This is a genomic window from Sulfitobacter sp. R86518 (assembly GCF_042466275.1).
Classification (GTDB): Bacteria; Pseudomonadota; Alphaproteobacteria; order Rhodobacterales; family Rhodobacteraceae; genus Sulfitobacter; species Sulfitobacter pontiacus.
In genome coordinates, this window is sequence record NZ_JAXHCA010000005.1 from 2,637,280 (window position 1) to 2,652,055 (window position 14,776).

General features: G+C 62.4%; 11 protein-coding genes and 2 pseudogenes. 4 read left to right on the forward strand and 9 right to left on the reverse strand.

The window, feature by feature from the left end:
• Positions 1-77: 77 nt before the first annotated feature.
• Positions 78-305, forward strand: coding sequence for a WGR domain-containing protein (locus SJY36_RS14020; RefSeq protein WP_005850193.1), 228 nt, complete (start codon positions 78-80; stop codon positions 303-305).
• On the opposite strand, the gene SJY36_RS14025 is transcribed toward SJY36_RS14020, so the two are convergent.
• Positions 294-1,499 carry a Zn-dependent hydrolase gene (locus tag SJY36_RS14025; RefSeq protein WP_386175912.1) on the reverse strand — a complete coding sequence of 402 codons (1,206 nt, stop codon included), beginning with the start codon at positions 1,497-1,499 and terminating at the stop codon, positions 294-296. The two genes, SJY36_RS14020 and SJY36_RS14025, sit on opposite strands and share 12 nt — an antisense overlap.
• A 2-nt stretch (positions 1,500-1,501) precedes the next feature.
• Positions 1,502-4,270, reverse strand: a complete 2,769-nt coding sequence (gene fdhF / locus SJY36_RS14030; RefSeq protein ID WP_386175914.1) for a formate dehydrogenase subunit alpha — start codon at positions 4,268-4,270, stop codon at positions 1,502-1,504.
• Between the two features lie 210 nt (positions 4,271-4,480).
• Here fdhF and SJY36_RS14035 point away from each other — a divergent pair, with 210 nt between their 5' ends.
• From SJY36_RS14035 to SJY36_RS14045, 3 genes and pseudogenes are all read left to right on the forward strand, one after another.
• Positions 4,481-5,134, forward strand: coding sequence for a histidine phosphatase family protein (locus tag SJY36_RS14035; protein ID WP_132997892.1), 654 nt, complete (start codon positions 4,481-4,483; stop codon positions 5,132-5,134).
• A gap of 11 nt (positions 5,135-5,145) precedes the next feature.
• On the forward strand, positions 5,146-5,766 hold the full coding sequence (locus tag SJY36_RS14040; protein WP_386175917.1) for a glutathione S-transferase family protein: 621 nt from the start codon (positions 5,146-5,148) through the stop codon (positions 5,764-5,766).
• Positions 5,763-6,819: pseudogene (locus SJY36_RS14045) on the forward strand (saccharopine dehydrogenase). Before SJY36_RS14040 ends, SJY36_RS14045 begins: the two are co-directional and overlap by 4 nt.
• Positions 6,820-6,855: 36 nt before the next feature.
• Here SJY36_RS14045 and SJY36_RS14050 read toward each other — a convergent pair.
• From SJY36_RS14050 to mutL, 7 genes and pseudogenes are all read right to left on the reverse strand, one after another.
• On the reverse strand, positions 6,856-7,587 hold the full coding sequence (locus SJY36_RS14050; protein ID WP_237277815.1) for an SDR family oxidoreductase: 732 nt from the start codon (positions 7,585-7,587) through the stop codon (positions 6,856-6,858).
• A complete protein-coding gene (locus SJY36_RS14055; protein WP_386175921.1) occupies positions 7,584-8,147 on the reverse strand; it encodes a DUF3833 family protein in 564 nt (187 codons plus the stop codon). Before SJY36_RS14055 ends, SJY36_RS14050 begins: the two co-directional genes overlap by 4 nt.
• Positions 8,144-9,385, reverse strand: coding sequence for an MFS transporter (locus SJY36_RS14060; protein ID WP_386175924.1), 1,242 nt, complete (start codon positions 9,383-9,385; stop codon positions 8,144-8,146). The genes SJY36_RS14055 and SJY36_RS14060 overlap by 4 nt, the downstream gene beginning before the upstream one ends.
• Positions 9,382-10,143, reverse strand: coding sequence for a DUF1365 domain-containing protein (locus SJY36_RS14065; protein WP_278374881.1), 762 nt, complete (start codon positions 10,141-10,143; stop codon positions 9,382-9,384). The genes SJY36_RS14060 and SJY36_RS14065 overlap by 4 nt, the downstream gene beginning before the upstream one ends.
• Positions 10,140-11,460: pseudogene (locus tag SJY36_RS14070) on the reverse strand (NAD(P)/FAD-dependent oxidoreductase). The gene SJY36_RS14065 and the pseudogene SJY36_RS14070 overlap by 4 nt, the downstream one beginning before the upstream one ends.
• A gap of 143 nt (positions 11,461-11,603) precedes the next feature.
• Positions 11,604-12,845 (reverse strand): DNA recombination protein RmuC, encoded by a 1,242-nt coding sequence (locus SJY36_RS14075; RefSeq protein ID WP_306285200.1) that lies wholly within the window; start codon positions 12,843-12,845, stop codon positions 11,604-11,606.
• Complete coding sequence (gene mutL / locus SJY36_RS14080; RefSeq protein WP_386175929.1) at positions 12,842-14,740, reverse strand: DNA mismatch repair endonuclease MutL; 1,899 nt, start codon at positions 14,738-14,740, stop codon at positions 12,842-12,844. Before mutL ends, SJY36_RS14075 begins: the two co-directional genes overlap by 4 nt.
• Positions 14,741-14,776 lie beyond the last annotated feature (36 nt).

The window sequence follows — 14,776 nt, forward strand, 5'->3', positions numbered from 1 at the left end:
GGCATCGCTGTCTTTTCTAACACGGGCGCTGCCGTTTTTTATTGCGCGCCTGCCCCTTGGCCCGCTAGATTCTACCCATGATCGAATGCTTGCTGTACAGGACCAACCCCGCCCAGAGACGGCTGTTCTATCGCGTCGAAATCGCGATGAACCTGTTCAGCGAAGTCTCTGTCCTGCGCGAATGGGGCGTCGCAGGTGGCCAGCCCAAAGCGGTGATCCAGTGTTTCGGCAACCTGCGCGAGGCGTCAAAAATGGCGGACCGCTATCGCACAAGGGCCGAGCGTCGCGGCTATCTACGTCACTGACCCCAGCCGCGTCACCGCGCGGGCAAGCACCTGAACACCGGCCACCAAATCGGCCTCGTCCGTGTCTTCCTCGAAAGTATGGGACAGCCCCCCGATCGACGGCACAAACAGCATTGCCACCGGTATCTTACGCGACACATTGGTCGCATCATGCAGCGCCCCTGACGGCATCTTGCGCCAGTTGCCCGGCGCGACCTCTTCCGCGCCGGCTTCCAGCGCGGTGCGCAGGGTCGGGTCCATCGCGACGGGTTCCAGCCCCAGCATTGTGCCAAAGCTGACCGCCAGCCCCTGCTGCGCCGCGATCTCGGTGGCGGTGTCGCGGATGATCTGTTCCATCCGGCCCAGACGGTCCGCATCCGCGTCGCGCCACTGCATCGAAAACACAGCACGCCCCGGCACGATAGAGGATGCATTTGGGTGCAGCGTGACATGGCCGATGGTCCAGACGGTCTGCGGTGTGACGACATTGCGCAGCCGGTCATTCAACGCGGCATTGAAGGCAGAGACCGCCTGAAACGCATCCCGCCGCAGATGCATCGGTGTGGTGCCCGCGTGGTTCTGCTGCCCGTCAAAGGCGATCTTCATGTCGCGGATGCCGACGATATCGGTGACCACACCAATCTGTTCGCCGCTGGTATCCAGCGTCGGCCCCTGTTCGATATGCAACTCGACAAAGCTGGTGAACAGATCGGGCGACACCTCGCCCGTGACCAGATGCGCCACGGCCTGACGCGCGTCGCCAAGGGTCACGCCCGCATGATCGGTCAGCGCATCGGCGGCGGCCTGATCCAGATGCCCGCCCCAAACGGCGCTGCCCGTGGTGACGCCAAACCGCCCCTCTTCATCCTGAAACGACACGACAGAGATCGCGGGGCCGCCGGCCTCGGCTGCGGCGCGGGCGACCTCGAGCGCGGTAATCACGCCCAGCGCGCCGTCCAGCCATCCGCCTTCGGGCTGGCTATCGGAATGTGACCCCATCAACAGCGACGGCCCGTCGGCCAAGCCGAAAAGATTGCCCATCTGGTCCATTTCAACCCGCAGTCCGGCATCGCGCATCTGATCGGCCAGCCAATCCCGCGCGGTGACATCGGCGTCGCTATAGGCCGGGCGGATCACCCCTTTGCCCACCCCCGCTGCGCCGAACGAACGCAATTTGTGAAGGTCGGCGAGAAAGCGGTCGGGGTTGATCTGCATGGTTACTCCGCGGGTTGGGGGGCTGTTGCGGCCTCTACTTTCACGGCCGAGAATTTAAACTCGGGGATTTTTCCATAGGGGTCAACCGCTGGATTTGTCAGGATATTTGCCGCCGCTTCGACATAGGCAAAGGGCAGAAACACCATATCGGGCGACACGGCGCGGTCTTCGCGCGCCATCAGTTCGATCGACCCGCGCTTGGTCGTGAGCCGGATATAGGCCCCCGGCTCTACCCCCAGCTTGCGTAAGGTAGACGGGTGGAGCGAACAGTTCGCCTCGGGCTCAAGCCCATCAAGCACATAGGACCGCCGCGTCATCGACCCCGTGTGCCAATGTTCAAGCTGCCGGCCCGTGGTCAGGATCATCGGATAGTCTTCATCCGGCGCGTCATCGGGTGCGATGATGCTGGCGGGGGTAAACCGTGCGCGTCCGTCCTGTCGCGGGAAGCCATCGGCAAAGACAATCGCCTGCCCCGGATCGGTGGGGCTGGTGGACGGGTAGGTCACCGCCCCTTCGCTCTCTAACCTGTTCCAAGTGATGTTATTGAGCGACGACATATTCAGCTTCATCTCGGCGAAAACCTCGCTCGGGTCGGTATAGGTCCAGCCCAGCCCCAGACGCTTGGCCAGTTCAACCTCGATCCACCAATCCTCTTTCGCGTCGCCGGGCGGTGGCACCGCGGGGCGGCCCATCTGCACCTGTCGGTTGGTATTGGTCACCGTGCCGGATTTCTCGGCAAAGGCGCTGGCGGGCAGGATCACATCGGCAAAATTCGCGGTCTCGGTCAGGAAGATATCCTGCACCACCAGATGATCGAGCTTGGCCAGCGCGGCACGGGCGTGTTCCACATCGGGGTCAGACATCGCCGGGTTTTCACCCAGCACATAGAGGCTGCGAATATCCCCGTCATGCACCGCGTCCATAATCTCGGTCACGGTAAGGCCCTTCTTGTCGCTGAAATCGCTGCTTTGCCACACCTCGGTAAAGGCAGAGCGGACGCCATCATCAGACACCGGCTGGTAATCGGGCAGGAACATCGGGATCAGCCCCGCGTCAGACGCGCCCTGCACATTGTTTTGCCCCCGCAACGGATGCAGCCCCGCACCGGGTCGCCCGATTTGTCCCGTCATCAGCGCAAGCGAGATCAGGCAGCGCGAATTATCGGTGCCGTGGATGTGCTGCGAAATGCCCATCCCCCAGAAAATCATCGCGGCATTCGCCCCCGCAAAGGTCCGCGCCACATCGCGCAGCACCTCCGCATCGATGCCGCAGATCTTGGACATCTTTTCAGGGGTGAAGGTTTTCAGGTGGGCTTTCTCGATCTCCCAGTTTTCGGTGTAGGCTTCGATATACTGCTGGTCGTAAAGCTTTTCCTCGACGATCACATGCATGATCGCGTTCAGCATCGATACATCGGTGCCGGGGCGGAATTGCAGCATATGCGACGCGTGCCGCTTCAGCGCCTGGCCTCGCGGGTCCATCACGATCAGCTTGCCGCCGCGCTTGGCAAACTGCTTGAAGAAGGTCGCCGCGACGGGGTGGTTCTCGGTCGGGTTTGCGCCGATCACAATCGCAACATCGGCGTTTTCGATCTGGTTGAAGGTCGCGGTGACCGCACCGGATCCGACATTCTCCATCAGCGCGGCCACTGACGAGGCATGACACAGCCGCGTGCAGTGATCCACGTTGTTGTGACCAAAGCCCTGCCGGATGATCTTTTGAAACAGGTAGGCTTCCTCGTTCGTGCATTTCGCTGATCCAAAGCCCGCCACACCCGCGCCGCCGATCTTTTTCATACCGCCCGCAGCGAAATCCAGCGCCTCGTCCCAGGTGGCTTCGCGGAAGTGGGTTTGCCAGTTGCCCGGGTCCACGTTCAGTCCCTTGGGCGGGGCGTCCTTGCGACGGATCAGCGGTTTGGTCAGACGATGGGGATGGTGGATATAGTCAAAACCAAAGCGCCCCTTGACGCAAAGCCGCCCTTCGTTCGCGGGACCGTTGATGCCCTCGACGTATTTGATCTTGCCGTCCTTGACCTTCAGCGACACCTGACAGCCAACACCGCAGAACGGGCAGATGCTGTCGACTTCGCTATCAAAATCGGCGCTGTCGCCCACCTGCGCGTCATCGACCACGGTGGCGGGCATCAGCGCCCCCGTCGGGCAGGCCTGCACACATTCACCGCACGCCACACATGAGGACGCGCCCATCGGGTCGGCCATGTCGAACACCGGATAGCTGTCATGCCCGCGACCGGCCATCCCGATCACATCATTGACCTGCACCTCGCGGCAGGCGCGCACACACAGGTTGCACTGGATACAGGCATCAAGGTTCACACGCATCGCCACATGGCTGTCGTCGAGCAACGGGATGCGTCCCTCTTCCAGCTTGGGGAAGCGGCTTTCCGAGATACCTTCCATCGCGGCCATGTCCCACAGGTGGCTGGATTTATCGTGGGCAACTTCGGGGGCGGGCTGATCGGTGACCAGCAGTTCCATCACCATCTTGCGGGCATTTTCGGCGCGCGCGTTGTTGGTGGTGACGACCATACCGTCGCTCGGTTCGCGCAGGCAGGAGGCGGCCAGCACGCGTTCGCCTTCGATCTCGACCATACAGGCACGGCAGTTGCCATCGGGGCGATACCCCGGCTCCGGTGTGAAACACAGATGCGGGATTTTCAGACCGCGCCCATTGGCGATTTCCCAGATGGTCAGCCCGGTGTCGGCCTCGACCTCTTCGCCGTCGAGCGTGAATTTTACCTTATCCGCCATGGGGAACCCTCCTGTACCGCCCCGCAGTATAGGCAGGGCACGCATGCGACGGCAGTCATATTCCCGACACCCTGCCCCGTTTTTGCGCCACCGGCGTTTCCGATACGCGACGCGGGGGGCCGCTTGCAAAAAATCGACATGCGAGCGGCGGGCAGGCTTTCCACCCGCGCATGGCTTGCCTATCAATGGCGCAACAGAAAAAGGCGCGCTATGTCCCATATTACCCTCATCCGTCACGGTCAGGCAAATTCCCAGGCCAAGGACGAAATCAGCTATGACAAGCTAAGCCCGCTTGGCCACGAACAGGCTGCGTGGCTGGGCGACCACCTGCGCCAGTCCGAAACCCACCACACGCGGCTGTATACCGGCACGCTGCGCCGCCATATCGAGACGGCAGAGGGGATGAACACCGGGCTTGAACCGATACGCGACGCGCGGCTGAACGAGCTTGAGTATTTCACCCTCGCCACCATGATGGAGCAGCAGCACGGCATCCCTTTCCCCACGGAACAGGGTGGGTTCACCAACCACCTGCCGCTGGTGTTCGAGACGTGGAAAAGCGACAAACTCGAAAACCCGCCCGAGAGCTACGCCAATTTCGAAGGGCGCATCAAATCCGTGCTATCAGAGATATCGGACGGGGACGGGCCGGCGCTGGTCGTGACCTCTGGGGGGCTGATCTCGATGGTGATGGCGCAGGCGATGGGGCTGGGCATTCCGGCCATGTCGCGCATCGCGCTGGCGATCATGCACACATCGATGCACCGGCTGTTCCCCATTGGCGGCCACTGGTCGCCGGTGCTCTTCAACGCGGTGCCCCATCTGGACACCCCCGCACGCCGTGTCGCGCAGACCCATATCTGAAAGGCAAAACGATGCTTACGCTATATTTTACGCCCGGAACCGTCTCTGTCGCGGTGGCGATTGCCATCGAAGAAGCCGCCCTGCCCTATCAGCCGGTGCGCGTCGACTTCGCCACGGCAGAGCAGACGAAACCGGAATATCTGGCGATCAACCCCAAGGGACGCGTGCCTGCGCTGCGGCTTGAGGATGATACGATCCTGACCGAAACCGGTGCGCTGCTGGACTATGTCGCTGCCATTGCGCCCAAAGCCGGGCTGGTCCCCACGGACCCGACCGCCGCCGCACAGATGCGCAGCGCGATGTACTACCTCGCCTCTACCATGCATGTTGCCCATGCCCACAAGATGCGCGGATCGCGGTGGGCCAAACAACAATCCAGCTTCGAGGATATGACGGCTCAGGTACCAGAAACCATGGCCGCCTGTGCCGATTTTGTCGAAAGCGATATCCTGCGCGGGCCCTATGTGTTGGGCGAGGATTTCAGCCTTGCCGATCCCTATCTGTTCGTCGTGTGCAACTGGCTTGAGGGCGACGGCGTGGATACGGCGGCCTACCCCAAGATCACGACATTCATGCAGCAGATGACCGCCCGCGCCAGCGTGGCAGCGGTGAAAGACAAGGGGATGCTATGACCGCACCACATCTATGGGTCCGCGCCGAACAGCGCGACAATGAAACCCGCGTCGGCATCACTCCCGAAGGGGTTACCGCGTTGATGGAACAGGGGTTTCGCGTCACCGTCGAAGCCTCGGACAGCCGCGTGATCGCGACCGATGCCTATGCGGCCACGGGCTGCACCATCGCGCCACAGAACAGCTGGCCCGACGCGCCTGCCGATGCGATCATCTTTGGCCTGAAGGAACTGCCAGAAGGACGGCACACCGCTGGTGCACCGGCACATCATGTTCGGTCACGCCTACAAGGGCCAATCGGCGGGGCGTATCCTGTTGCAACGTTTCAAGGCGGGCGGCGGCACCTTGCTGGACCTTGAGTATCTGACCGACGAGACCGGCCGGCGCGTCGCCGCCTTTGGCTATTGGGCGGGGTTCGCGGGGGCGGCGGTGGCCGTCAAATGCTGGGCCGCCCAAACCCGTGGGCAAGCTGTCGCCCCCATCACCCCCTACCCCAACGCCGATGCGCTGACCCGCGACCTCGCGGCAGAGATCGACGGGCTCGCCACGCCCGACGCTTTGGTCATCGGTGCACTTGGTCGGGTGGGCAGCGGTGCCGCCGATCTTTGCGGCCGTCTGGGGATCAAGGTCACCGGGTGGGATATGAAGGAGACCGCCCACGGCGGCCCCTTCCCCGAGATTTTGCAGCATGTGCTGTTTTTCAACTGCATTCTGGCGGGGCCGCAGACACCGGTTTTCGTGCCCAAAAGCGCGCTGGACAGGGATCGCGCGCTGCGGGTGATCGGCGATATCGCCTGCGATCCCGACAGCGACTTCAACCCCGTGCCGGTTTATGACCGCGCGACCACATGGGAAGAGCCCGCCTTACGCGTGCATGACGCCCCACCTCTGGATGTCACCGCAATCGACAACCTGCCGTCGATGCTGCCGCTGGAAAGCTCTGAAGACTACGCCGCGCAGCTGCTGCCGACGCTCTCGGCACTGGCGGAAGATGCCTCGCCCGTCTGGGCGCGGGCTCGTGCGCTGTTTGAAGAACACAGCGCCGCCGTTTGACGCGTTCAGATCAGGCGGATCACCTGCCCGGTCAACTCACCCGAATAGACGGTAGTAGATGCCGTCGGGCAGGAACTGCGCCAGCCGGAAGAAAAGCGAGAACCCGAAGGGGAAGCTTTTCTTAAAGCTGCTGCCGCTCATATGCTCGACCACTTGCTGCGCGGCGGCCTCGGGCTCCATCAAAAAGGGCATCTTGAAGTCGTTCTTGTCGGTCAGCTGCGTGCGGATGAAACCGGGGTTGATCACCTGAACTTTCACACCGGTCTTGCGCAGGTCGGCGTGCATACATTCCGCCAAGGACAAGGTGCCCGCCTTGGACGCCGTATAGCCGATAGACTTTGGCAGCCCGCGGTAGGCCGTGAGGCTAGAGGTGATCACGATGTGGCCCGCGTCGCGCTTGACCATATCGGGCACCACTTCGCCCATCACGCGCACCAGCCCGGTGAGGTTCACATCGATCATTGTGGTCGCATGCTCCGGCTCCCACTCCTTGGCCCCAAAGGGCCAATAGGCCCCCGCCAGATAGACGACGCCATCCACCGGCCCGACGGCTTTGACCGCCGCGCGAATGCTGTCGATATCCTGAACGTCGATGGTCTGGTAGCTTGCCGAAACGGGCAGTTCATCGACCAGCGCCGCCAGCTTGTCTTCAGACCGGGCAGAGACGATGACCTCGGCCCCCAGTCGGCCCAGCTTATGTGCCAGCGCTTCGCCCAGTCCGGCGCTCGCCCCGATCAGCCAATAGCGTTTTCCTGTCCATTCGGTCATGCTGCGTCCTTTCTTCGGATGGTGGCGACCAATTCGGCCATCTTCACCCCAAATTTTCGGAACTGACTGCGGTTGATGATCGTGCCATCGCCGGTCAGATACATCCAGTCCACGGTATTCAGCAGGTGCCCGCCCACGTCATCGGGCAGCCTGATGGTGTATTTCGACTGCACCGTCGCACCGACGTTGCGGCCCTTGGCCGTGCCTTTGACGTCCGGGGCGGTGGCGGTGAAATGCCCCGTCTCGCCCAATGTGATCGTCCATGTGCGGTCTTGGGTCGTGTTGTCGTCATAGACGAAATGTTCTTCGATACATGCGGTGTCGCCGTCCCATGTCACGTTGAAATCTGCCACGAAGCTGCTGGTGACCCGGCCCGCGGGGCCAAAGATTACGCCTTCGCAAACCATTGCCCCGTCCAGATGTTTCTTCATGTCAAATACGGTGTAGTCATCCGCATAATCCGACGGCTTTTGCGCAGGGAAATCGGTGATCCGCCGCCGCGCCAGCCAGATTGCGGCCACCACTGCGGCCCCCAGAGCAAACTGCAACATGTCCATCATTCTTCATCATCCTTTTGCATCGGCGTGGCGGCCAGAAAACAGATGGCCAACAGCTTGAGCCCGCAAGGCACGCCAGCATAGAGCCATATGAGCGTCGAGATTGCCACCGGTCCATTGCCCGTCGTACCGCTGTCAAAGCCGGACGCCTGCAGGGTGGGAAGTAGCGTTATCGCCGCGAAGGCAAGGGCGAATTTCGACACCAGCGACCACAGCCCGAACCCCTCGGCGGCCTGCGGGGCGACCACCGCCATCCGCGCGGAGAACATCGCGGGCAGCAGTGTCAGGTCGGCCCCCAGCACCGCGCCAGAGGCGATGCAGACCAGCACGAACCACGCCACATCCCCCGCCCCCAGCAGCAAAGTCCCTGCAAACACAAGGATCGCCAAGCCCATTGCGGACAGCAGGACGGGTTTGGGGCTGAAACGCTCTGCCAGCTTGCCCCACAACGGGGCGGCCACCGCAGCCGAAAGAAAGAAGAGCAACAGCAGCGCCCCCGCCCACCCCGGTGCGCGCAGCACGCTTTCGACGTAGAACAGAAATAACGTAGATGTGACCGCGACAGGGGCCGCATTGAACAGCGCGATCAGCAGCAACCGACGGGCAATCGGATCGCGCAACACCACGGCGATCCCCGTCGGACCCGCGATATCCGCGCCGCGCCATTCGCCCCGCATGGCAAAAACGCTGCCCAGACCAAGCGCGGCAAAACCGATGGCAAACCCTGTAAACGGGGCCCCCATCACCAGCCCCAGCATCACAGGCAGTACCGAGGCCGCGCAGACACCCAGCAACGCCCCCGTCTCGCGCCAGCGCGCCAGCACCAGGTGCCCGCGCCCGGGCAACTGCGCGGCTTTGGCGACGCCTTGCGCATAAAAGCAGATCGTCAGAAAGCTGAACGCCGAAAACACCCCCGTCAGTGTCAGCGCGAACCACATCAGCGGCGGCAGCAAGGGCGGCACTGCAAACAGGGCAAACATCGATACAGCCATCAGGGCGACACCGACGGCGACCGCCGCGCCGCGCCTGTGACGCAAGGCTTGCGATAGCCGCCCCAGCAACGGGTCCTGCACCACATCCAACAGGCGCAGCGCAAAAAGCACCGTGCCCAAAGCCCCGAGAGACACCCCGTATTCATCAACAAAGAACTTGGGCGCGTGAATATAAATCGGCAGCCCCGCCGCCGCCAGAAGCGACGCAAACAGCGCATAGGCAGGCAGTTGATGTGCCGAACGGGTCACGTGCCCGACACGTCTTTCACCGGCGGTTCAGGACGCGGGCGATAGCCGCCGCCTTTCCACCACAGCTTTAGCGCCTGCCAGTGGATCAAGGCCAACACCCGCCGCGCCCCGAAGGGACGCCGCAGCAGCGACCACAGGATTGCCCGGTTCGTGAGAGGGCCACGACGGCCCGTCAGGGTGGCGATCAAGCCCCCTTCGGACTGGGTATAATCGATCCAGACACCAATACGGTCGGCGCGGATATCAAAGCGAAAACTGTATCCCCCTTCGACCGGCTGAAATGGCGATACGTGGAAAATCTTGGTCGCGTGCAGATGATCTGTGGCCGTGATCGGGCGCAGGTCATCGTGGTGGCATAGATAGCTGTGCCGGTCACCGAAGGTATTCGATACCTCTGATATCACGGCGATCAGCGCCTCGTCCGCGCGGTGGCACAGCCAAAAGCTGACAGGGTTGAACACATGCCCCAGCACGCGCGGTTGCGCCATCAACTCTATCCGCGCGACGCCCGTGACCTCGTGCTGCGCCAGAACATCGCGCACCCACGCGGCCCCGCGACCCGCGCCTTTGGCTCCGCCGTGGTCTTCGTCCCACAGCGATGTCACGGCCCCGCGGTTGCGCCCGAACAACGCCGGTGTTTGCAGCGATGCCTCTGCATCCAGAACCACGTAATCGACCGAATAGCGAAAGCTGTTTTCGACCGCCCCCTTGCGCCCATGATAGGTCACACCACGGATATGATCGACGCCGGCGCTCATTCTGCGGCCAGTGCGACCTTTGCCTTGGCCCGCAGCCCCTGCACAACGTCAACCGCGCTAGACAGCCCGTCCTCGTGGAAGCCATGCTTCATCCAAGCGCCGCAGAACCAGGTGTTCTGCGTGCCGTTGAAGGCGCGCACCTGTTCTTGTGCGGCCAGCGCGCCCAGATCATAGACCGGATGGCGCAGGGTGACCTGATCATAGATCAGCTCTTCGCGGATCGGGCGCTTGGTATTAAGCGTCACAAAATGCGGGTCGTCCATCGGGATCGGTTGCAGCGAGTTCATCCAGTAGGTCAGGTCGATCCGGTCGGACTTTTGGCCCTGATCCTCGGCATAGATCCACGAGGCCCAGGTCTTGCGCAGCTTGGGCATAACAGAAGGCATCGGCATGTAGCACCACGTCGTTGGGCTGGTATTTCACCGCACCCAAGGCCGCGCGCTCTGCCGCGCTTGGGTCGGCCAGAAGGGCAAGCGTATCATCCGAATGGCTGGCAAAGACGACCTCGTCAAACGCTTCCCATTCCGCGCCATGGGTTTTCACCTCTGCGCCCAAGGGCGTGCGGCGGACGGATTGCACCGGCGTGCCAAGGCGAATGTCGACGCCCTTGGCTGTCAGCGATGCCCCCAGACGGTTCACATATTCCTGCGACCCGCCCTCAACCGTATACCACTGGTGCTGGCCTGTGTGGCTTAGCAAGGCGTGGTTCTCGAAGAAGTCGATCATGGAATAGGCGGGGAAATCCATGATCTTGTCTACCGGCGTCGACCAGATCGCGCCCGACAGCGGCGTCAGGTAGTATTTTCGAAAATATTCACCCGCGCCCAGCTTGTCCAAGAACCCCGCGATGGTCAGCGTACGGTCCTGCGCCAGCTTGGTCGCCGTGCTGTTGAACCGCACGATATCGGTCAACATACGCAGGAATTTCGGATTCAGCGCATTGCGCCGCTGCGCGAAGATCGAATCCAGCGTCATCAGCCCGTATTCCAACCGCCCCCCGTCGATGGAGGCCCCGAAGCTCATGTTGGATTTGACCACCGGCACGTCGAGCTCTTTGAACAGCGCGGCGAGGTTGGGATAATTGGCGTAGTTGAAGACGATAAAGCCCGTATCTACAGGCTGGTCGCCGTTCTTGCCCGCCATCTTCGTGCGCGCGTGGCCACCCAGACGGGGGCAGCTTTCGAACAAGGTCACCTGATGGTCGTCGCCCAGCATATACGCCGCCCCCATGCCGGAAATACCCGCGCCGATGACGGCAATCTTTCGGTGGCCTGCCAAAGAGTTATTCTGTGGCGGGTCGATGGCTTCAAATGGCATAAGGCGAGAATTTCCAGTCTGTCAGGTTTGTATCGGCACTTTCGGTGATACACGGGCTGGACGGTACATGAATTGCAGTTAATCAGACACTAACTACGACTTTTTGTGACACCCTTGTCGTGGCTCCTCGCTTAGATAGCCCGTCAGGGCCGTTTGTCAGGGCGCGAAAGCGGCACAACGCGATTATCCTGCTCTGACAGTTCTTCGAAATCGAAATTATCCAGTTTGGCCGCACGTTTACCCGCGCGTTCAGCAGCCGTGCCCAAACCTTCAAGATCAGCGCGGGCCTGCCCGAAATGGGTGTTCAGCTTGCCCACACGTTCGACCACGATCTCGACATCGCGGTGCAGCATCTTGAGCGTTTTGCGGATAGCCCCTGCCTGTTCCCGCATCCGCGCATCCTTGAGGATCGCGCGCATCGTATTCAGCGTTGCCATGCAGGTGGTCGGCGATACGATCCAGACCCGCGCATCAAAACCTTCGCGGACGAGTTCAGGGAAGTTCGCATGCAGCTCGGCATAGACGGCTTCCGAGGGCAGGAACATCAGCGCGCCATCCGCGGTCTCGCCCTCGATGATGTATTTCGTGGTGATCGCCTGAATATGCGCCTTGACCGCAACCCGCATGGCGCGGGCAGCATCCTTGACCTCGTATTCCGTCTTGGCACGGCGCAGGGCTTCATAGGCTTCAAGCGGGAATTTACTGTCGATCACGATCGGGCCGGGCGGATTCGGCAGGTGGATCAGGCAATCCGCGCGCCTGCCGTTGGAAAGCGTCGCCTGCATCGTATAGCTGTCACTTGGCAGCGCCTTAGAGACGATATCGTGAAGCTGGATTTCACCGAATGCGCCACGAGTTTGTTTGTTGCTCAGGATATCCTGCAGCGACAACACGTCGCCCGACAGTTTGGTGATATTGTCCTGCGCCTTGTCAATCGCGGCCAGCCGTTCCTGTAGCTGGGTCAGGCTGGTCGTCGTCTGCTTGCTGGAACCGTGAAGTGTCGCGCTCATGCGTTCCTGCATCTCGGCCAAGGACCGGGCAGAGCGGGCCGCGTTCTCGGCCAGCCGGTCCTGCATTTGCTGCTGAACATGGGCCATGCGGGCCTCGATGCTTTGCACCATCTGGGCCTGTGCATTGGCTTGGGTATCCGACACGGTTTGCAAGCCGCCGCGCAGTTGTTCCTGCCCCATGCCAAGCTGTTGCACATGGCCGCCCAGTATCTGCATCTGGCGCGCCAGCGGCGCCGCCACCCGCGCCGACCGCCCCGCCGCACGCACCGCCATCACCAACAGGATCAGCACCAGCAAGACCACGCCCCCGCCGCCAATCAGCAGCAGCATGGCAGGGTCTGTCAGCGCGTAGGTTTCACCGCCAAGCTGGATCATGTGCGCCCGAACAGACGTTCGATATCGCTCAACTTCAGCTCGACATAGGTGGGGCGGCCGTGGTTGCACTGGCCGGAATGGGGCGTCGCCTCCATCTCGCGCAGCAGCGCGTTCATTTCCTCGCCCCGCATCCAGCGACCCGAACGGATGGAACCGTGACAGGCCACACGGCTGAGGATCGCCTCGATCCGGGCCTGTAACGTGTTGCTTTCGTTCTGATCCGCGAGCTCATCAAGAATATCCAGCACCATCGCTTTGGCGTCAACTGTGCCAAGGATCGCGGGCGTTTCGCGCACGGCAATCGCACTGCCGCCAAAGGGTTCGATCCCCAGTCCAAACCGCGCGAGGTCTTCCGCGACCTCAAGCAGCCGCGCGCAGTCCGACGCTGACAGATCCACGATCTCGGGGATCAGCAAGGCCTGCGCCGCGACACCGTTTTCGGCCATCTGGCGTTTCAGCTTTTCATAGACCAGTCGTTCATGCGCTGCGTGCTGGTCCACGATGACCATGCCCGTCGCCGTCTGTGCGATGATATAATTCTCGTGCACCTGTCCCCGCGCGGTCCCAAGGGGGAAGTCCGGCGCGGGTTCGGCGGCGGGCGTGTGTGCGTCGTGGGTCCGAGTGTCGTGGGTCTGGAAGTCAGCGCCGCCAGCCTCGTACTGGGGGGGCGTTTCAACACGGCCCCACATGCCGGCGGTTTCGGCAAAGCCGGGTTCGGGCGCTTGCGCTTGATAGGCAGCGCTGCGCGCCCCAAGCGAGGGGCGGTCCATCTGATACACCCGCGCACCGGGCTGTTCGGGGCGCATCGCCCCCAAAGTCGCATTCGCCACGGTGGTCGAGGCACGGTGCCCGGCATCTGCCAGCGCATGGCGCAGCGCCGATACGATCAACCCGCGTGCCAGTCCGGGATCGCGAAAGCGCACTTCGGATTTGGCCGGGTGGACGTTCACATCCACAAGCTTGGGATCGCAATCGACAAAGAGCGCGGCGGCGGGATGGCGGTCACGGCTCAGCAGGTCGAAATAAGCCCCGCGCAACGCCCCCACCAGCAGCTTGTCACGGACGGGACGCCCGTTCACAAACAGGTATTGCGTCACGGCAGAGCCGCGCGAATAGGTCGGCAGGGCTGCGTAGCCCGTCAGGTGCAGCCCTTCGCGTTCGGCATCGATGGCCAGCGCGTTTTCAGCAAACTCGCGCCCTAGCACTTGCGCCAAACGCCCGTGCAGCGCGGCGAACATATCGCCCTGTTCGGCCTCGGCGCGAAACACCTCGCGGCCCGGTCCGTCGCCGGACACATCGCGCAGGGTGAACCGCACGAAGGGTTCCGCCATCGCCAGCCGCTTGATGATGTCAGAGATCGCCTGCGCCTCGGCGCGATCGGTGCGCAGGAACTTCAACCGTGCGGGCGTGGCAAAGAAGAGATCGCGCAGCGTGACCACCGTGCCACCATTCAGCGCAGCAGGGCGCACAGGGCCGGTCACGCCGCCGTTGACCGAAATCTCGGCCCCGTCTTGCCCAGCCACGCGGCTGCAAATGGTCAGCCGCCCGACAGCCCCGAGCGAGGGCAATGCCTCGCCGCGAAACCCGAAGGTGTGGATGTTCAACAGGTCCGTCCCGTCGATCTTCGAGGTCGCGTGCCGTGACAGCGCCAGCGTCAGATCGTCCGCGGCGATGCCGCAGCCGTCGTCGGTGACGCGGATCAGCGTCTTGCCACCATCGGCATATTCGACCGTGATTTGCCGCGCGCCCGCATCGATCGCGTTCTCGACCAGCTCCTTGACCGCAGAGGCAGGGCGTTCAACGACCTCTCCGGCGGCGATACGGTTAATCGCCGAGTTGTCGAGCTGCCGGATCACCGGGCGATTTTCGCTTATATTGGGGTTTGGATGCGCCATGCGGCTAGACCTAGCATAGAGGCGCGCGATTCTGAA

Bases quoted from the DNA above. Each gene is read 5' to 3' on its own strand.
- SJY36_RS14020 (WP_005850193.1), top strand. From the start codon at position 78: ATGATCGAATGCTTGCTGTACAGGACCAACCCCGCCCAGAGACGGCTG.
- SJY36_RS14025 (WP_386175912.1), bottom strand. From the start codon at position 1,499: ATGCAGATCAACCCCGACCGCTTTCTCGCCGACCTTCACAAATTGCGT.
- fdhF (WP_386175914.1), bottom strand. From the start codon at position 4,270: ATGGCGGATAAGGTAAAATTCACGCTCGACGGCGAAGAGGTCGAGGCC.
- SJY36_RS14035 (WP_132997892.1), top strand. From the start codon at position 4,481: ATGTCCCATATTACCCTCATCCGTCACGGTCAGGCAAATTCCCAGGCC.
- SJY36_RS14040 (WP_386175917.1), top strand. From the start codon at position 5,146: ATGCTTACGCTATATTTTACGCCCGGAACCGTCTCTGTCGCGGTGGCG.
- SJY36_RS14050 (WP_237277815.1), bottom strand. From the start codon at position 7,587: ATGACCGAATGGACAGGAAAACGCTATTGGCTGATCGGGGCGAGCGCC.
- SJY36_RS14055 (WP_386175921.1), bottom strand. From the start codon at position 8,147: ATGATGGACATGTTGCAGTTTGCTCTGGGGGCCGCAGTGGTGGCCGCA.
- SJY36_RS14065 (WP_278374881.1), bottom strand. From the start codon at position 10,143: ATGAGCGCCGGCGTCGATCATATCCGTGGTGTGACCTATCATGGGCGC.
- SJY36_RS14075 (WP_306285200.1), bottom strand. From the start codon at position 12,845: ATGATCCAGCTTGGCGGTGAAACCTACGCGCTGACAGACCCTGCCATG.
- mutL (WP_386175929.1), bottom strand. From the start codon at position 14,740: ATGGCGCATCCAAACCCCAATATAAGCGAAAATCGCCCGGTGATCCGG.